Source organism: Kribbella sp. C-35, assembly GCF_046549195.1.
Lineage (GTDB): Bacteria > Actinomycetota > Actinomycetes > Propionibacteriales > Kribbellaceae > Kribbella.
In genome coordinates, this window is sequence record NZ_JAJPWG010000003.1 from 376,253 (window position 1) to 394,195 (window position 17,943).

Sequence of the window (17,943 nt, forward strand, 5' to 3'; positions counted from 1 at the left end):
AGGCGCCCACCACCGGGGGCCGCGTGTGAAGGAGACATCGTGAAGTACCTACTGGTCCTGAACATCAACCCCGACGTGCTCGACGCGCTGACCGAGGAGGAGCAGCAGGCCATCGGCAGCGGGCACCAGAAGTTCATGGACACGATCAAGGCGTCGGGTGAGTTCCACAGCACGGTCGCGCTGCAGCAGCCGGCCGACTCCGCGGTGGTCAAGGTCCGCGACGGGCTCCCGGCCGTGACCGACGGGCCGTTCGTGGAGTCGAAGGAGTTCCTCGGCGGCTACTACCTGGTCGACGTGGCGTCCCGGGAACGCGCCTGCGAGCTGGCCGCGCTGATCCCGGACGCGGGCATCGAGGGGCTCGGCGTCGAGGTCCGCGGGGTCGTGTTCGCGGACGGTCTCTGAGACGAACGAAGGAGGGTTTCTCCACGGGATCGTGGAGAAACCCTCCTTGTTTTACGCGGTTTACAGAGTTGTGCAGCGGTTTCAGTCGGTTTGGTCGTCGACCTTCGCGTCGGCCGCGTTCTTCTTGATCGACTCGATGCCGTTCTCGGCCGCGGCCTTGGTTGTGTAGCTCTCGCTGCTGGTCGCGATCACCTCGCCGTTGCCGGCCTTCAGACGAAACCGGAACTCGCCGGACTTGTCCTTGTACAGCTCGAACTTCCCCGCCATCGGTGTACCTCCATAGAGAGTGGTATCGCTCCGTTTCGGAGCGTAGTCCTCTCCGGCCGCTCGTGCCGCGCGCACACGCCTTAGGTCCTAGCTTCTGGCGACACCGCGGATGCCGGCGACGACGAGTTCGAGGCCGAGGGTGTAGTACCGGTCCCGGGATGACGGGCAGATCAGCGCGCTTGCGGCGGAGGTGATCAGCGGGTAGCGCTCGGGTGACAGGGCTCCGAGTGAGGCGCGCTTCCGCCGCAGCGACGCCTCGCGGGCCTCCGGGTCGCTCACCTCGCGGACGATCGGGTCGGTCGTGACCAGCGCGATCAATGAGCAGATCGACTGCCGGCCGACCTCGGCCGCGTCGTCGGTGGAGAATCCGCCCTCGATCAGCAGTCCCAGCGCCCGCTCGGCCAGCGCGAGTCCGGGATCGGCGACCAGGATCCGGGACAGTGTCAGATCCGCCAGTCGCGGGTGCGCGCGCAGCGCGGTGACGAACGCGCCCAGCAGCGCCTGTAGCTGCACGTCCCACGGCTCGTCGGTCGGCTCAGGGAGTACGACGTCCGCGAGCAAGCGGTCCCCCAGTGCCGCCAGCAGGTCGTCCTTGTCCTTGAAGTGCCGGTACAGCGCCATCGGCGTGACGTCGTGCTGCGCGGCCAGCTTCCGGAACGAGACCGCGGCCGGTCCCTCGTCGTCGGCGATGGTCAGCGCGGTGTCGACGACCTTCTCCGGGTCGAGGCGGCGGGAGGTCTCTTTGGTGATCACGTTGACAAGTCTACACCGTACACCTACTGTCTACTCCGTAAGCTTACGCCGTATACATACGGTGTAGACAAACTCTGTTACCGAATGAGGTACGGCGATGCGACGCAGTCCTTGGGCCACCCTGGCGGTGCTTGCTCTCGCGCAGTTCATCGTGGTGCTGGACGTGACGATCGTGAACGTCGCGCTGCCCCACATCCAGGCGGACCTGAACTTCTCCGCCGACTCCCTGCAGTGGGTGATCAACGCGTACACGCTGCTCTTCGGCGGCTTCCTGCTGCTCGGCGGGCGGATGGCCGACTTGCTCGGCCCGCGCCGGGTGTTCACCGGCGGTCTGCTGCTGTTCGGTGTCACCTCGCTGGTCGCGGGGCTGTCGAACTCGCCCGAGTTCCTGATCGGGGCGCGGGCCGTCCAGGGTCTCGGCGGCGCGCTGCTGTCGCCGGCCGCGCTGGCGATCCTGACCATGACCTTCGCCCACGGGCGCGAACGCAACATCGCGATGGGCGTCTGGGGCGGTCTGGCCGGCCTCGGCGGCACACTCGGTGTCGTCGCAGGCGGCGTACTCGTCGACTCCTTGAGCTGGCAGTGGGTGTTCTTCGTCAACGTGCCGATCGTGATCGCACTGATCGCGCTGATCCCGGTGTTCGTCCCCGACGTACGGCACGCAACGGGTCGCCGTACCTTCGACACGCTCGGGGCGGTGCTCGCCACGACCGGCTTGATGGCAGTCGTGTACGGCGTGGTGCGGTCGGAGCCGTCCGGATGGGGATCGTTCGAGGTCGTCGGCGTACTGACCGCGGGTGTTGTGCTGCTGGCGGCGTTCGTCCTGGTCGAGACCCGGTCGGCCGCCCCGCTCGTCCCGATGAGGTTGTTCCGGTCGCGGGCGTTGAGCGTGTCGGGCGCGTCGCTCGCGTTGAACGGCGCCGGCTTCCTGTCGATGTTCTTCCTGACTGCTATCTACCTGCAGCAGGTTCGCGGGGACAGTGCGCTGGATGCCGGCATCCACTTCCTGCCGATGGGCGGCGCGGCGATCGTCGGCGCGGTCCTCGCGTCGCAACTGGTGCAGCGGTTCGGGACGCGGACGGTTCAGCTCGCGGGTGCGGTGCTCAGTGTTGTCGGGCTGCTTCTGCTGTCGCAGGCGGACGCCACCGGTAGCTACAGCTCGCAGTTGCTTCCCGGTCTGATCGTCTTCGGATTCGGCATCATCGGCGTCGGCGTACCCGGTCAGATCAACGCGGTCTCCGAGGTCCGTCCCGCTGAGGCCGGTGCCGCGTCGGGTGTCGTCAACGCGATGTACCAGGTGGGCGGCGCGCTGGGGCTGGCGATCGTCACCACGCTCTCCATCACCCACACCACCAACGAGCTCACACACGGCGCGACTCAGTTCCAGGCGCTCCAGTCCGGGTACGAGCGCGGCTTGCTCGCGGCTGCTGTGTTTGCCGTCGCCAACGTCCTGCTGACCTTCGCCACACCGCAGCTCCAGCCCACGCCGGAGCAGCTCGCCGAGGCCACCGCCGCCGCATAAGTTGCCTGCAGCAACGTCCGGTCCGATCTCCGGGGCGACCGCGGGGTGACTCAGGGCTGATCCCCGATGTTTGTGCTGTCCGGTGCCGGGAGGGTTGACGGCATCGGACACGCAAGAGGAGATCAGGATGTTGGTGGCGCTGGTGACGGCTGCGGTTGTGGGATTGGGGTCGGGGGTCCCCTCGCCTTTGCAGAAGGGGCTCGACGGGGTGGTGGGCATCGGGGCGCTGGCTGAGGTGCGGGACGGTGGGGCGGTTTGGCGGGGGAGCAGTGGGGTTGCGGAACTCGGCAGTTCGCGGAAGGTTCCGGTGGCGGGGCGGTTCCGGATCGGGAGTATCACGAAGACGTTCGTTGCCACCGTCGTACTGCAACTCGTTGCCGAAAAGCGGATTCGCCTCGAGGACTCTGTAGAACGGTGGTTGCCGGGTGTCGTGCCGAACGGCGCGAACATCACGGTGCGCCAATTGCTCAACCACACCAGCGGTTTGTACGACTTCAAGGACACGTTGCCGATGCCGCCGAGCGCGGAGTTCTACGCGCTGCGCTACCGCACGTGGACCGCATCCGATCAGATCGAGCGAGCGCTCGCAAATCCGCCGGTGTTCGACAAGCCCGGCTCGCGGTACGACTACTCCAACACCAATTACCTGCTCCTCGGCGAGATCATCAAGAAGGCGACCGGCCGAACGTACGCCGAGCAGATCGAGCGCCGACTGATCCGCCCGCTCGGGCTGCACGGTACGTCGCTTCCCGGTACGTCGCCGTACATCAAGGGACCGCACCCGCACGGGTACATCCCGAAGGACGGCGCACAACTCGACTTCACCGAGATGAACCCGACGCTGTTCGGTGCCAGTGGCGACATGATCTCCACGACGCGCGACCTGAACCGCTTCTTCGCCGCCCTGCTCGGCGGGCGTCTGCTCCCGGCCCGGCTGCTCGACGCGATGAAGACGCCAGGGACCGCGGACGGGAAGTACGGCCTGGGGCTGTCGTGGCACGACACCGCGTGCAAGGTCCGGGTGTACGGCAACGACGGCGACGCCCTCGCGTACCAGGCCTACTCGTTCTCCACGGAGGACACCCGGCGGCAGGTCACCGTTGCCGTGACTCCGCACCTCCCGGACAACCCGGACAAGTCCGTCGACGCCTTCGTGGACCAGGCCATCTGTCGCTGAAACCGGTCACCGGATGTGACATTGTCCGCTCGGCGGTTTGGTGCTCTGCGGTTTGGTGATGGGGAGAAACGGCGACACTGGTATGGATGCCTTGTTGCCATCTCCCGAAGGGGTCCGGGACCTTGGAACTCGCCATACTCGGTGCCGACGACTGGCCGATCGCCCGGGAGGTCCGCCTCCGGGCCCTGAAGGACTCGCCGTCGGCGTACATCGCCGACTACGAGGACGAGCTGACCGTCGGTGCGGCCGGCTGGCGGGAGCGCTTCACCCGGACGCGATGGGTCGTCGCCCGCGACGAGTCCCGGATCATCGGCCTCGCGAGCTCGGTCCGCGTCCCCGGCCGCCCGACGTACGAACGCCACATCGAGTCCGTCTGGGTCGACCCCCGCTACCGCCGCAACGGCGTCCTCCGAGCCGTCCTCGGCGAACTGGGCGCGGCCGAGCCCGAGGTCACCGAATGGCGAGTATGGGTCCTGGACACGAACACAGTCGCACGCCAGGTCTACGACCGCCTCGGCTTCAACCCGACAGGAGAACGCCAACTCCTGTCAGACGGCTCCGGCCGGCGCGAGATACGACTGCGAGCTGTCCGATAGTCCGTATCCGCACAGCGTCCAGTCCGAAAGTTCGAGCTCGGCCAGTGCATCCCGGTTGTTGAGCTTCGACGGGAAGTTACTCAGCATCAGCTGCCAGCTCCGCTCGTCCTCCTGCCAGCTGTCGATGAAGTTGACGCAGAGGTCGGGGGTGATCGTTTCGGCCCACTCGTTCGCCGTGCGCAGCGAATTCTTGATGTCGTCGTACTCGGAATGGTCGAGCCACTTCTCGACACGTTCGAGCTCTTCAGCCGTCTGCTGGATCGTCTCCAGCCGAGCCTCTTTGAACTCCTCCCAGAGCCGGGGCTTGAGCGCATCCGCCAAGTGTTCGTCGACGCTGCCGCGCCCATGGAAGGCAAGGTAAAGGCCCTCGGCGAGCAGGTCGCCGAACTCTTCGCGGGCGGCCCGTTGCGGATCCGCGAACGGCTCGTAGCTCTGCTGGCTGACCTTGCCGATATTCGGCAACCGGCGCCGTGCCGCATGCCGGGCGAAGAAGAACCAGTCCTCGTTGTAGATGTCGGCGAAGAAGGACTGGTCGGGATGTTGCAGGTTGACGCCCAGGGCGGCTCCGCTGACGAACACGTCCTGTTTGAACCCAACCCGCCGGCGTGCGTGGCAGACCACCGAGTTGTCCGGGTACTTCCAGCTTCGCAACGATGCGACCGGATAGTTGTCGAGGTAACCGGACAGCCGGCTGACGTCTTGTGTGTTGAAGCCGTACAGGTCGTCGTCGAGGAACAGGATCTTGTTCCACCCGCGCAGCCGGCCGAGCAGCAGACCGATGTTGCGCTTGGCGCTGAGATCGCTGGACCGGCCGGCCGAGGCGATCTGGAACTCCTCGGCAGACGTCAGCGGCTTCATGCAGCGTGGCTGGTAGCCGTCCACCTGGATGACCAGCGCCTGGGCGCCGAAGGTCTTCTCGACCCGTCCGACGACCTGCGCGAGCCGTGCCTGCCGGCTGCACAGGATGACGAGCGGGACGCCTACCTCGACGGACAGGTTGATCACAGGTTGGAGTGCGGATGCCGGCCGTGCGGTCGGCACCACGATCGCGTCCAACGGGGTTTTCGCCCCACCCACGAGCGGGACGGAGGCATCCAGAAGCAGCCGGGCATGGGACTGGGCTTGGGTGATCCGGCGATTCATTTGTCGTCCTCAGGAGACCACTCGAAGAGGCGGTTCTCCGCGATTTCCAGGTCGGGGGTCACGGATTCGCCGTTGACCACCGGGACCCGCATCAGGAGGCCGAAGACGCCGTTCGGGAACCTCTCGGCCAGATAGGCCTCGTTGCGTTCGCGGACAGCGTCGTCGGTCAGCATCCGGACCGCGCCGAGCACGCCCCTGCTGTAGACCCCGTTGCAGATCGTGATGGTGCGGCTGTGATTGAAGGGATTAGGCAGCCTCGCGAACAGGGCGACATCCTCCACCAGCTCACGGGGGGTTTCGTCGCGCCACGCGTCCTGGGCCTGCTCAGCCTCGAGCTCTTCCTGCGACGGCGCCTCGTCCTCGGGGACGGGTTCCTTGCTCTCCTCCCAGATCGGCCGGTACTCCTGACCGTCGCGGGAGCGGAAGATCTCGCCGTCGGCCAGATCGGGCACCGACATCTGCCGGATCGGCAGGTTGTCGAGGACCCGCAGCAGCCGGCTGGTGACCCGGTTCCAGGCGATACCGCCGATCAGGATGAGGTGGCCGGACAGGTGGTCCGCGCTCACCTCCGTCGGCAGGCGGTGCCGTACGCGGAGCTCCGGGTTGGAGGCGCGGACGTGACCCCACATCTCGATCAGTGCGTCGAGATCGGCGTACTTGTAGAGCTTGGTGTGGTTCGGGTTCTTCTCGTCCGCGAGCGAGGAACGTCCCAGCTCGGGCACCTCCGGGCAGATCAGCGTGATCCGGCCGGACTCGAAGTCGAAGGTGTACGAGCTGCTCGACGTCGGCGAGCCCGCCTGCTGGTGGCGTACGTCCTCCCGCAGCATGCTGAGCTCGCGCTGCAGTGCGTTGAAGCGGTCGCGTTCGGCTCCGGTCAGGTCCTGCTCGCGCGGCAGCCGTTCGGGTACTTCGGACATCGCGAAGAGCAGCGCGTACGAGCGCAGCCGCTCTTCCGGGGGAAGTTTCGGGTTGGTCTGCGACTCCCACGAGCTGATCGTCGCCACCGCGACGCGGAACTCGCCGGTGGTAAATCGGCGCGACAGGTCCTTCTGAGTCAGCCGCTCGGATTCCCGGAGGTCCCGAAGTCGCCTGGCGAGTCGTACGGCCTCTGGAGAAGGGGCCACTCTCACTCCCGTAAATGGTCGACCAACTTGCGGGTGCGGCGGATCGGCTGATCCTACACCTCGCTCTACCCGACTTCACCGAGCCCTGCTGTACTGCGCACCGCCGGGGGTCACCCGGCCGTCCTGCTGTCCTAGGGAGGAGGGCTCTGTTATACGGATCGGATCGCCATTGCTCCTGACAAACTGGCGATTGACCGCAGTTACACCGTGGATCTACCGTAATACTGAAGTCGACCTGAAGCCAACTGAAACCACGCGACGCGCGGAGAGAGGAGTTCCCGAGGAGCCGGACGGGGTGTTCGTACCAACCTGAGCAGGTGCCCGATGCGCAGATCATCAGCCTCACCGGCGATCGCGGCAGGCGATCTCGAGGCGATCGGCGCATTGGAGTCGGGGAACTGGCGAATCGCGCTGCGGATGCTCGGTGCGGGCCGCGTCGCGGACGCGTTTCTCGGGACGAATCTGCGGACCGTTGCGCGGGCGATGGCGTTCCGCGCGGCCGGTGAGCACGGGCGGGCCTGGGAGACGCTGGGGATCGCGGCGGCAGGTATCGCTCGCCACCAGCCAGGCGTACCGGTCGTGACCACTGACGTCGTACGGCTGGCGCTGCCGCCGGAGCATGCGGGCCCCGCCTTCCGGACCGTCCGGTTGATCTGGCGGGAGCAGAGCGAACTCAGCAACCTGCGTAGCTTGGCCGCGGACCGTCCGAGTGGGATGCCTCAGGACCGACACATTCTGGTACTGGCGTTCGTCGAGTACCTGTCCTGGCTGGAGCTCGATCTCGACACCAGCCTGACCGAACTGGCAACCGACGAGGGCAGGCCGCTGGTCGGTCAGCAGCTCAGCGAGCTGCGGGATCGGCGCCGGGAAGGGTTCCTGCGCAGCGCGACCGACCTGCGACAGCTGCCGCTGCCGCGGGCGGGCACGATGACGAAGACAGTCTGGGGCCGGGCCGGCGGGTACCACGGTTTGCGCCGGCTGGCCCTGTTGGAACTGGCGGAGCGGCCGGAGCCGCCATGGACCGATTCACCCGCGCCGGCGAGCTGCCCGGCGCGTACCGGTGCGCGGATGGCGTGGATGCTGGCGCAGGCCGCCTGAGCGGCGCTCTTTACCTGGCCTTTACCAGGCGGAACTTGGGTCATAACCTTTGGAGATCGTCTCCATCCGATGGTGCGCTGTTCGAGATCGTTGACTTCGACAACGATGGCGGGCGCCGACCGGCCGCGCGTGAAGGAGGGTTCGACCTGATGTTGACCCTCCGGACTGCCCCCGGGATCCTCGGGCGGCCCGACGTACGGCTCACGAGCTCGACGCCGGCCGACCTGGTGCGGACGACGGAACTGGCGCCTGGGGTCGCTGTCGAGATCGATCTCGCCGACCCGTCGCGCTGGCATGCGATCGACGTACGGCGCTGGACCGCGGCGGACCGGGATCTGCTCGAGGCGCTGCTCGGGCCGCCCGCGGTACGGGAGGTGACCGGGCTGCTCGCGTCGGGTGATGCGAAGGTCGGCGTACCGCTCGAGGTCGCGCCGGCCACGGTCTGGCGGCGGCTCGCGGTCATCGATGCGTTGAACTGGTGGTTGCAGCTGCCCTTGAATCAGGGGCTGCTGGATGCGGAGCGCGCGATTGTCCGCGCTCGCGCTGCGACGTCACTCCGGTCGGGTGCGCTCCGGCGTACCTTTGTCGATCGTGCCGTCGTCCTCGCTCGCCGATCGGCCGACGAGGTCAGTGTCTATCTGAACGGGCTCGCCGGGGCATCGTTGCCCAGGGCCCTCTTTTCGGGGTTGTCCCGATTGGCAGGCGGGTATGCGTCGTTGGCGCGTGAGGTCGACGGGCCGGACGCGGTGCTGGCCGCGGTACAGACCGCATGGGAGCGCGTCTCCCTGGCGCCTTTGAAGTCAGCGGCGTCGGTCGGGGTGCTCCCGGCGCTGGCAAGTTCTGGAGTTGACCCGCGACAAGTACGTGCTCGCATCGTCGGTAGCGACGTACAACTGGTCCCAACAGGTACGGCGGTGCGCGTGGTTGTGCCCGCTTTCGTGCCGCTGCCGTCGCCTGTCGTCGCCGATCGGCTGATGGTGCGCCTCGTCGACCGTCGCTCCGGTGAGGCTCAGATGCCGACACTGCTGACGCTGGACACGAGCGCTGCCGGAATGCCTGTGTTCACTGAGGTTGTGCCGCTACGGGGCGCGTCGGTTGAAGACCTGCGCGCGGAGGTTTTCGACGCCGACAGTGTGGAGCCGGCTGCGTCCGACACCGACCTGCGGCGCGCTCAGCTCGTTCTGAGCGAGTGGCGACGTGCGGCGGCGGAGTCGCGGCTGTCACGCAGTCTGCGCGCCCGCAACCGCCGGCTCGTTCGCCTCCTCGATGCACTCGCTCCCACCACCGGACCGCTCTTCCAGGGCGGTCCTGCTCGCTCAGACATCTCTGACCTCGTCAACGGCAGCAGCAATCACCCGTGGTTCAGCACCACGGCTGCGGCCGGGGGTCCCTTGGTGGCCGAGTTGGCCGCCGCGTACGACGACCACTGACCAGGCGGTGCCGTCGCGGCATCGATGTTCGCCCTGTGTGCGCAGGTCATCGCGTAATGGATTGCGCGACCGATCGACCTCCCGAGGAGCGAGCCATGACCGTCGTCTCTCGAGCCACCAGCCGCCGCACCCGCCCCGGCAACAACCGCCGTACCCGCAACACTCCCCGCGCAGGCCGCGGACCGACCCGCGGCCGGGCCCGCAGTACCAGGCGCTATCTGGTGCCGGCACTGCTCTCACGCACCTCAGACCGCGCAGTGGTCCGCAAGCGGGCCGACGTACGCGCCGCGATCGTCCTGTGGATCCTGATGGCCTCCGACCTGGCCACGGTGATCTGGATGTACACGCTGGGCGAGTGGCTGGACCACGCCTCCAAGTTCACCGCCACCGCAACCCTAGGCGGCCACCACTACATCGTCCTGGCCACAGCCGCCGTAGCCTTCACCACCCTGGCCGCCGTAGCCATACTCTCCGACGGCTTCACCAAAACCACCCGCCCGCTGACCATTGTCAGAACCGCCGCCTGCCTCCTCTCTCTAACAGCCCTGACCGGCCTGGTGGCCCTACTCCTAGCTGCCCTCGTGACCCGCCTGTTGGTAGGCCCACTCCGCCCCTGATGGCCGCAACGATTTGCCGTGCCCACCGCGTCCTCTAGATATGAGGCCCTTCATTCCTGCGTTTCTACTTGCTGCCCTGACTCTGTCGGCGTGTGGGAACGAGGCAGCGTCGACCCCTACCGCAAGCAGTGCAACCCCTGCCTCCCAGACGCCTAGAGACGCGGTTGGGGCTCAGATCCCGTCAGGCCCTGCGACTCCGGCTTTTCTCGACCGGGCCCGCGCTGTCGCACAAGCCGTCCGGGCCGCAGGGATCCCGAACCGTCCGGAAGGGATCTTCCTGTACTCGTCCCGGACGCCGGGTCTGGGCTTCGACACGACCGAGCAGAAGGTTGCGTGGATGGCCGGGTACGTCGCCATCGCGCAGGGCGTAAAACTCGGATCAGGCGGCACCACCAGCATCGATTTCGCCGACGGACCGAGCGTCTCGGTGAACGTCCTCGATCCCCGGCCCGCGCTGACTGCGGCGATCGGAGCGACGTACGACAACTGCGGACACATGGCACTGCCCGCATCGAAGTGCAAACTCACGATCACCGGCGGCTCCCTGAAAACAGCCGACGTGGACACGAGCGCCGGCCGCGCGACCGTGCCTGTGTGGTCCTTCACCGCGAAGGGCCTGTCGAGACCGATCGTCGCCTTGGCCGTTTCCCCAACGGTTCTCAAGCCTCTGCCCGAGCCCGCCTCACTGCCAGGCCTCGCCAAGCCGGACGGCGACCTCCTCACAGTCGGGAGACTGACCCGAGCCGACGACAAGACGCTCACCTTCAACCTCCACCACGGGAAATGTGACCCCGACCTTCGAGCCCATGCCGTCGAGTTCGAGGACATGGTGATCATCGGCGGAAGCCACGCTCCATTCGGGGGCGGCTGCGTAGCCGTAGGCCTCAGCACCCCAGCCACCATCACCCTCACCAGCCCTCTCGGCGACAAACCCATCATCACCGCCGACACAGGCACCAGACTCATCGTCTACCCCCACCTCAGGTAGACAATCCAACGGACTTACAGTGCGGGCGTGATCGCACGAGTTGTGGCCGACGAAGCCGGCCTCTGGATAACTGAGTCCGGGAGGACGTACGGGTTCTCGTGGCCGGAGATCGCGGGGGCCAGCATCTACGCGTTGGATGTCCCGCCCAACGATGAGCGCGTACTGACTGTCGAGATCGATCACGTCAGCGGCGAATCTCTGACTATCACCGACGCCTTCCAAGGGTTCACCGAAACCGTCGCCGCCCTCGCAGCACGCAGTGGGGCTATGGTGCCCGACCTGGCGGCACTGACTCCCGCTGACAGCCTCGTTGAGATCCGGCTGGCAGATTAATACGTCCGCGCGGGTACGGTCTGTGGATGGGATTCACCTCGCCCGTGGAGCGGGCCATGCCGAATCGTCTGGCTGACGAGCGCGACGCGCTGACCCAACAGCTCGACTTCCACCGCGCCACCCTGCTTCGCAAGCTGGAAGGGCTCGATGACGAGCCGCTGCGCCGACCGATGACGGCCTCCGGACTCAGCCTGCTGGGGTTGGTGAAACACCTGGCCGAAACGGAGCATGGCTGGTTCCTCAAGATCTACGGAGGGCTGCCCGAGCCAGATCTGTTCTCGACCGACGGTGACGCAGATGCGGACTTTCGGATCGGTCCCGATGAGACGGCCGACGTCGTGGTCGGGCAATACCTACGGACCTGCGAGCGGGCCCGGGCCGTCGTGGCCGCCGGCGCCCTCGACGACGTGGTCACCACGCCGTCGGGAGCGGAGGCCAACCTGCGGGCGATCCTGGTCCACATGATCCAGGAAACCGCCCGCCACAACGGCCACGCCGACATCATCCGAGAGGAAATCGACGGCACAACAGGCCACTGAAGCCGCTTTACTCGGAAACACTCGCCGATCGGGCAGGCTCGCGCTCGGAGATGGTGATCCGGGCCGGTCGCCGGTTGAACCAGGCTGGTGTCCACCAGTTTGCGTCGCCCAGTAGCTTCATCAGGGCCGGTACGAGAACGAGTCGCACGATCGTCGCATCGATGAGGACGGCGGTGGCCAGACCGAGGCCGAACATCTTGGCTGTTGGGTCGTCGGCGAGGGAGAAGCTGACGAAGACCGCGATCATGATCAGCGCCGCCGAGGTGATCACGCGGCCGGTGGTGGTGATGCCGTGGATGGTCGACGCGGTGTTGTCACGGGTCCGGACGTACTCCTCGCGGATCCGGGAGAGCAGGAAGACCTCGTAGTCCATCGAGAGCCCGAACACCACGGCGAACATGAACATCGGGATGAACGGCAGGATCGGAAGGGTCGACTCCAGCCCGATCAGGTCCGCACCCCAGCCCCACTGGAAGATCATCACCACGACGCCGAACGACGCGCCGATGCTGAGCAGGTTCATCAGCGCGGCCTTGAGCGGTACGACGACCGACCGGAACACCACGGTGAGCAGTACGACGGACAACAGGATCACGGCGCCGATGAACCACGGCAGCCGATCGTTGACCTTCGCCCCCACATCCGCGAGGGTCGCCGTCTGACCACCGACATGAGCCTTCGCCGGACTGTCCCGCAGTACCGAAGGAAAGACTTCCCCACGTAGCCGCTTGACCGTCGTCATCGTCGCGTCGTCCTGCGGTCCGGTCGTCGGTACGGCGATCAACGTCGCGACGCCCGCATTCACCTGAGGAGGTGCGACGGATGCGATGCCGCGATCGGCCCGGACGGCGTTGAACAGGGGTTGTACGACGCTCGGATCGCGCGAGATGTCGACGGCGATCACCAGCGGACCGTTGCTACCGGCACCGAATCCCGCGGCAACCAGGTCGTACGCCCGGCGCTCGGTGCGCTGTGCGGGAAGCGCGCCGTCATCGGGCGTGCCGACGCGGAGCGCGAGCACGGGTGCAGCCAGCGCAAGCAGGAGGACGGTGGCGCCGACGGCGTACGCGACGGCGTGCTTGGACACATGCCCTGCCCACCGCTGCCAACCCGAACCAGGAGACGACCGCACCCGACGTACCCGAAGCCGGTTGATCCAGTGCCCGGCGAGACCCAGGAACGCGGGCAGCAGAGTGATGGAGGCGAGCACCATGGTCAGCACGATCAGCGAGATGGCGATCCCGCCGGCGGTCATGAACGGTACGCCGGCCACCACCAGCCCGAGAATCGCGATCACCACTGTGCCGCCGGCGAAGAGCACAGCCCGTCCCGCCGTGGCGACCGCACGCCCGACCGACTCCTCGACCGACATCCCGCTGGCCAGGTACTCGCGGTGCCGGGTGACGATGATCAACGCGTAGTCGATGCCCACGCCGAGGCCGATCATGCTGCCGAGCACGGGGGCCCAACTGGGCAGATCGACGATGTACGTGACCAGGGACAGCGAGCTGATCGCCAGCGCGAGGCCGAACACAGCCATCCCGATCGGAAGTCCCATCGCGATGATCGACCCGAACGCGAGCAGCAGGATGACCATCGCAGCGATCAGCCCGACCGCCTCGCCGAGACCGGCCTGCGCTTCCTCGAACGCGTAGAAGAGATCCCCGCCCAGCTCGATCCGCAGCGGCGAGTCGACCGCCGCCAGGGTCTTGAGCTGCTCGAGGTCGCTCGGCTCCAGTTCGTCCAGCACCGGGTACTGAAGCCGGATCAGCCCGACGCGGCCGTCAGGCGAGATGACGGGATCGTCGGCCTCCAGTACGTGCGGCAACGACGCCGCCGTCGACTGAATCCGCGTCAGAGCGGTCCGCAGGTCAGGCGAGTTGAGCGTCGACGTCGAGTCGAGCGGAGTCACGACCACCTTCGCGGTCAGCCCGGCCTGATCCGCTCCCGCGGCCGACAGCAGGTCGGTCGCGTACTGCGAATCCACGCCAGGCGCTCCGAACGATTCCTCGAGTTTCTTGCCGAAGGCGCCGGATGCGGCGACCACGAGCGCCGCGACCACCAGCCACGCCCCGATCACCACCCAGGGCCGACGTGCGGCGTACCGGCCCAGTCTGTACAGAGTCGACCTCATAATGAGTCCCTTTCACTGAGAGCTGGACTCATGGTGTGGTCGAGCAGGCGGCCGCCACCTCGGGCGATGGGCCGGACTTCCCTCGGCCGAACAGCTGGGTCGCGTCCCGTACTTTGAGCCGATCCGCTCGGCGCCTGGAGTCCCTACTCTGTGGGCATGTGGAGAAACGCCATCCGCTCGCTGCTGGCCGAGCCGCGAGCACCCGAGCCGCCCAGGCGGGTGTGGCGTGACTGGGTGCTCGTCGCCGGCCTGCTGACGGCGGTCGTTCTCGAAGGCGTACTCCGCGAGGACGTCGTCTGGAGGCCTGCCGCGCTCGTGGTCGCCGTCGCAGTCGCATGCGCTCTGCTGTGGCGTCGTACCCGCCCGTTGGCTGTGGTGGCCGCCGTGTTCGGCGCCCTGATCCTGATCAACCTCGTCACCCTGATCAGTGGAGAAGCGACCTTCGGGCTCTACTCGATGATCTGCGTGGTGTTGCTGCCGTACTCACTCGTTCGCTGGGGATCCGGCCGCGAGATCCTCATCGGCATGGCGTTCGTCCTGGTGGCGCTGGTGCTGGGAATCGCGAGTGATTTCACCGGGTACGGCGAGGCCGCCGCCGGCAGCATGTTCCTGCTGTTCCCGGCGACGCTCGGGGCCGCGTTCCGCTATCGGTGGACCGCCCGGAACCGCCAACTGGGCCAGGTGCGACTCCGGGAGCGCGAGCTGTTGGCCCGGGAGCTGCACGACACGGTCGCTCATCACGTCTCGGCAATCGTCATCCGGGCCCAGGCCGGCCGAGCCGTCGCGGCCACCCGCCCGGAAGCCGCGGTCGACGCGCTCGCCATCATCGAGGCGGAGGGCACGCGAACCCTGGAGGAGATGCGGGCGATGGTCGGCGTACTGCGCGATGACGGTAAGGCGGCGCTCGCCCCACAACCGGGAGTGGCCGACCTCGAGCGGCTCGCCCGCAGCGTCGGGGACCGGCCGCGGGTCGAGGTCGAGATGTCGGGCGACCTCGACGACCTCGGACCAGCGGTCGGCGCAGCGATCTATCGCATCGCGCAGGAGTCGATCACGAACGCCGTACGGCATGCCCGGCAGGCAACGCGCATCGACGTCCGGCTGACGTCGTACGACGACTCCGTCCGGCTGACCGTCCGCGACAACGGGGAAGCGACCTCGAGGAACCCGGGTGGCTACGGCCTGGTGGGGATGACCGAGCGCGCGACGCTGCTCGGCGGCACGCTCGCGGCGGGCCCTGATCCGGACCGGGGCTGGTCAGTTGACGTCGTGCTTCCTCTTCCGCGATCGGCTTCCGGCCGATGACGATCCGGGTACTCGTCGCCGACGACCAAGACCTCGTCCGGACCGGACTCGCGATGATCCTCGACGCCCAGCCCGGTATCGAGGTGGTCGGTCAGGCGGCCGACGGTCTGGAAGCAGTCGAGTTCGCCCGCCGGTTGCGGCCCGACGTGTGCCTGTTCGACATCAGGATGCCCGGGCTGGACGGAATCGCGGCAACCCGCGAACTCGCCGGACCCGGCGTCGACGACCCACTGGCGATCGTGGTGATCACCACCTTCGATCTCGACGAGTACGTGTACGGCGCGTTGAAGGCCGGCGCGCGTGGATTCCTGCTGAAGGACGCCGGCCCCGACCTTCTGGTCCAGGCGATCCAGGCCGCCGCCAACGGTGACGCACTGATCGCGCCGAAGATCACCGCACGACTGCTGGCCACGTTCTCCGAACCCCCGAGCACCCGCACACCAGTCCAGCCCGTAGATCCGCTCACCACCCGCGAGGAACAGGTCCTTCTCGCCGCAGCCACCGGCCACACCAACGCCGAAATCGCCACAGAGCTACACATCAGCCTCAGCACCGTAAAGACCCACCTAACCAGCGTGATGGCCAAGATCAGCGCCCGAAACCGAGTAGAAATAGCCATCTGGGCCTACGAAACCGGCCGCATCAAGCCCTAGCCCAGAGCCTTTCCACCTTCTGAACCTGACTCTCCAAGTCGAGTCCGTCCACCTGAATACGGTGGTCAGCGGCCGGCGGGCTCGCTACATCGGCCTCGTGAAGCATCTGGAACTCATCATCACTCAGCCAGACCTTGCGCGATGTCGCACGCCGAAGCGCCTCCGAAAAGCTGACCGTCAGGTGCACAATCAGGCACCCGGGCAGCTCCCGCCTGTACAAGTCGCAGGTCTCTGGCGTGAGCACATCAGCGACGACGACTTCAATGCCCATCGCCACGAAATTCCTCGCGAGGCTGCACGCGTTCGTCACGCCAAGCCGTTGCTGCTCCCGCCCTGCCTCTCCCTCCCACGGCGCAGCAGCCCCCGCGACAACCAGCTGCCGCACATCATCCACATCGACAAACGCACACCGCGGCCGGCCTTCCGCAAGAGCCCGCCCCGTCACACTCTTCCCCACCGCAGGCCCACCCGTGAGAACCAACCCCCGACGAGCCACAACTCAGCCAACCATCGCGGATACACGAAGCGCAACGAGGCTGGTGGGTCGAGTCGTGGCGAATGGCTGGTGCTTGCAACCGCGAGTCGTGGATCGAGGTCGCCGGGTACGGCGTGTCTCCCGCCGAATCCCACGACTCGACGGACAGCTCGACAGGTAGAGCACCGGTGAGACGCCGTACGCGCGGACGCGATCACGCTCAGGTGCACTACCCAGCCACCGAACACCTCCTGTCGAGATGCACGTCGCTGGCGCGCACACCGGCAACGAAGAACGAGAGTGATGGTTGCGGTACGGCGGTGCCTCCTGAAGACCGTTGCCGTTGGTTCACTCACCCTTGTAGCAAAGGCAGAACGGATGGCCGGCGGGGTCGGCGTACACCGGGCAGCTGCCGCCCTGCGGCGGTAGCCGTGTCCCTCCAAGCTCGAGGGTGAGGCGTTCCTTCTCGGCCCGGTCGTCGACGCCGATGTCGAAGTGCATCTGTGGCGGGTAGTCGGGGTCGGGCCAACGTGGTGGCTGATAGTCGGGGACGCGCTGCAAAGCGAGCATCGGCAGCCGGTCGTCGTCACGGGCGATCACGATCCGGTCGGGTGAGTCTTCGACCGTACGGGGCATTTCCAGTACGCCGGCCCAGAACCGGGCCAGCGGTAGTGGATCGGCGCAGTCGATCACCACGCGGACGAGCGTGCCGAATCGGTCAGTGGGTTCAGTGAGGCCGGGGTACAGGCAGAACGGATGGCCCACCGGGTCGGCGTACACGCGCCAGCCGGGGAAGTCTTCCAGCTTCGTCGCGCCATGCTCCAGCACCGCGCGCTCGGCGGCCTCCAGCTCAGGGACCTGCACATCGAGGTGAATCTGCGTCGGGTACGCCGGGTCGCGCCAGCGTGGAGGGCGCATCCGGCCCTCGCCTGGCCCGATCCGTCCATGGGTGAGCATCCTGTAGAACGCGCGCAGCTCGTCCTCTTGCTCCTCGGGGCAGCCCACGACGACCCAGAATCGTCCGTCCTGCTCGTCGGAGTCGACCGACGTACCAACGACCTTGCCCGCTTCATCAAGCACCACACTCACGAAGGCCTGCCCACGGTCGCCAACCAGAACGACGCGAACCATGCGCCCGTTGACCTGCCGCGCACTACTCACCGACCGGCCCGAACCCGCGAGCTCCTCCACCCTTGGCTGCCACGCCTCGACGATCCACGGACCCGGATCCCATCCGAGAAGACCGCTGACCGCGTTGGCCGCCGGCACGTCCGCTCGCTCCAACGCGTCGACCCAACGGCATGCGACTTCGACGAGATCTCGCGACATCTCCGCAGTCTCACGCCGGCGGACCACCCAATCAAGCCTCGACCAGCCCAGGATGCTG

Annotated in this window: 19 protein-coding genes; 12 read left to right on the forward strand and 7 right to left on the reverse strand. The window is 67.1% G+C overall.

What is annotated here, in order from left to right; all coding sequences use genetic code 11:
- Positions 1-39: 39 nt before the first annotated feature.
- Complete coding sequence (locus ACLJOO_RS21740) at positions 40-402, forward strand: YciI family protein (RefSeq protein WP_410789079.1); 363 nt, start codon at positions 40-42, stop codon at positions 400-402.
- Positions 403-483: 81 nt separating this feature from the next.
- On the opposite strand, the gene ACLJOO_RS21745 is transcribed toward ACLJOO_RS21740, so the two are convergent.
- Together ACLJOO_RS21745 and ACLJOO_RS21750 are read right to left on the reverse strand one after the other, a co-directional pair.
- Positions 484-669 (reverse strand): YegP family protein, encoded by a 186-nt coding sequence (locus tag ACLJOO_RS21745; RefSeq protein WP_130387097.1) that lies wholly within the window; start codon positions 667-669, stop codon positions 484-486.
- Between the two features lie 87 nt (positions 670-756).
- Complete coding sequence (locus tag ACLJOO_RS21750; protein WP_410789080.1) at positions 757-1,422, reverse strand: TetR/AcrR family transcriptional regulator; 666 nt, start codon at positions 1,420-1,422, stop codon at positions 757-759.
- A gap of 97 nt (positions 1,423-1,519) precedes the next feature.
- Here ACLJOO_RS21750 and ACLJOO_RS21755 point away from each other — a divergent pair, with 97 nt between their 5' ends.
- The 3 genes from ACLJOO_RS21755 to ACLJOO_RS21765 all read left to right on the forward strand — a co-directional run bounded on the left by ACLJOO_RS21755 (position 1,520) and on the right by ACLJOO_RS21765 (position 4,717).
- Positions 1,520-2,944: a DHA2 family efflux MFS transporter permease subunit gene (locus tag ACLJOO_RS21755; protein WP_410789081.1), complete on the forward strand. Its 1,425-nt coding sequence runs from the start codon at positions 1,520-1,522 to the stop codon at positions 2,942-2,944.
- Positions 2,945-3,071: 127 nt separating this feature from the next.
- On the forward strand, positions 3,072-4,121 hold the full coding sequence (locus ACLJOO_RS21760; protein WP_410789082.1) for a serine hydrolase domain-containing protein: 1,050 nt from the start codon (positions 3,072-3,074) through the stop codon (positions 4,119-4,121).
- Positions 4,122-4,243: 122 nt separating this feature from the next.
- Positions 4,244-4,717, forward strand: coding sequence for a GNAT family N-acetyltransferase (locus ACLJOO_RS21765; protein ID WP_410789083.1), 474 nt, complete (start codon positions 4,244-4,246; stop codon positions 4,715-4,717).
- Here ACLJOO_RS21765 and ACLJOO_RS21770 read toward each other — a convergent pair.
- Entirely contained in the window at positions 4,670-5,860 is a 1,191-nt protein-coding gene (locus ACLJOO_RS21770; protein WP_410789084.1) for a hypothetical protein, read from the reverse strand. The genes ACLJOO_RS21765 and ACLJOO_RS21770 overlap by 48 nt on opposite strands.
- Positions 5,857-6,984 carry a hypothetical protein gene (locus tag ACLJOO_RS21775; protein WP_410789085.1) on the reverse strand — a complete coding sequence of 376 codons (1,128 nt, stop codon included), beginning with the start codon at positions 6,982-6,984 and terminating at the stop codon, positions 5,857-5,859. Before ACLJOO_RS21775 ends, ACLJOO_RS21770 begins: the two co-directional genes overlap by 4 nt.
- Before the next feature lie 324 nt (positions 6,985-7,308).
- On the opposite strand from ACLJOO_RS21775, the gene ACLJOO_RS21780 reads away from it, so the two are divergent.
- The 6 genes from ACLJOO_RS21780 to ACLJOO_RS21805 all read left to right on the forward strand — a co-directional run bounded on the left by ACLJOO_RS21780 (position 7,309) and on the right by ACLJOO_RS21805 (position 11,989).
- Complete coding sequence (locus ACLJOO_RS21780; protein WP_410789086.1) at positions 7,309-8,082, forward strand: hypothetical protein; 774 nt, start codon at positions 7,309-7,311, stop codon at positions 8,080-8,082.
- Positions 8,083-8,231: 149 nt separating this feature from the next.
- Positions 8,232-9,512 (forward strand): hypothetical protein, encoded by a 1,281-nt coding sequence (locus ACLJOO_RS21785; protein WP_410789087.1) that lies wholly within the window; start codon positions 8,232-8,234, stop codon positions 9,510-9,512.
- 95 nt (positions 9,513-9,607) lie between these two features.
- Positions 9,608-10,129: a hypothetical protein gene (locus ACLJOO_RS21790; protein ID WP_410789088.1), complete on the forward strand. Its 522-nt coding sequence runs from the start codon at positions 9,608-9,610 to the stop codon at positions 10,127-10,129.
- Positions 10,130-10,466: 337 nt separating this feature from the next.
- Positions 10,467-11,117, forward strand: a complete 651-nt coding sequence (locus tag ACLJOO_RS21795) for a hypothetical protein (protein ID WP_410789089.1) — start codon at positions 10,467-10,469, stop codon at positions 11,115-11,117.
- A 27-nt stretch (positions 11,118-11,144) separates the two neighbouring features.
- Complete coding sequence (locus ACLJOO_RS21800) at positions 11,145-11,450, forward strand: hypothetical protein (protein WP_410789090.1); 306 nt, start codon at positions 11,145-11,147, stop codon at positions 11,448-11,450.
- Between the two features lie 26 nt (positions 11,451-11,476).
- A complete protein-coding gene (locus ACLJOO_RS21805) occupies positions 11,477-11,989 on the forward strand; it encodes a DinB family protein (RefSeq protein ID WP_410789091.1) in 513 nt (170 codons plus the stop codon).
- A gap of 7 nt (positions 11,990-11,996) precedes the next feature.
- On the opposite strand, the gene ACLJOO_RS21810 is transcribed toward ACLJOO_RS21805, so the two are convergent.
- Positions 11,997-14,123: an MMPL family transporter gene (locus tag ACLJOO_RS21810; protein WP_410789092.1), complete on the reverse strand. Its 2,127-nt coding sequence runs from the start codon at positions 14,121-14,123 to the stop codon at positions 11,997-11,999.
- Between the two features lie 156 nt (positions 14,124-14,279).
- Here ACLJOO_RS21810 and ACLJOO_RS21815 point away from each other — a divergent pair, with 156 nt between their 5' ends.
- Both ACLJOO_RS21815 and ACLJOO_RS21820 read left to right on the forward strand, forming a co-directional pair.
- On the forward strand, positions 14,280-15,428 hold the full coding sequence (locus tag ACLJOO_RS21815; protein ID WP_410789093.1) for a sensor histidine kinase: 1,149 nt from the start codon (positions 14,280-14,282) through the stop codon (positions 15,426-15,428).
- Positions 15,425-16,081, forward strand: coding sequence for a response regulator (locus tag ACLJOO_RS21820; protein ID WP_410789095.1), 657 nt, complete (start codon positions 15,425-15,427; stop codon positions 16,079-16,081). The genes ACLJOO_RS21815 and ACLJOO_RS21820 overlap by 4 nt, the downstream gene beginning before the upstream one ends.
- Here the strand turns inward: ACLJOO_RS21820 and ACLJOO_RS21825 are convergent.
- Positions 16,071-16,538, reverse strand: coding sequence for a hypothetical protein (locus ACLJOO_RS21825; protein ID WP_410789096.1), 468 nt, complete (start codon positions 16,536-16,538; stop codon positions 16,071-16,073). The two genes, ACLJOO_RS21820 and ACLJOO_RS21825, sit on opposite strands and share 11 nt — an antisense overlap.
- A gap of 366 nt (positions 16,539-16,904) precedes the next feature.
- The gene (locus ACLJOO_RS21830; RefSeq protein WP_410789097.1) at positions 16,905-17,885 is read right to left on the reverse strand and encodes a VOC family protein; all 981 of its coding nucleotides are present in this window, start codon (positions 17,883-17,885) and stop codon (positions 16,905-16,907) included.
- Between the last annotated feature and the right edge of the window lie 58 nt (positions 17,886-17,943).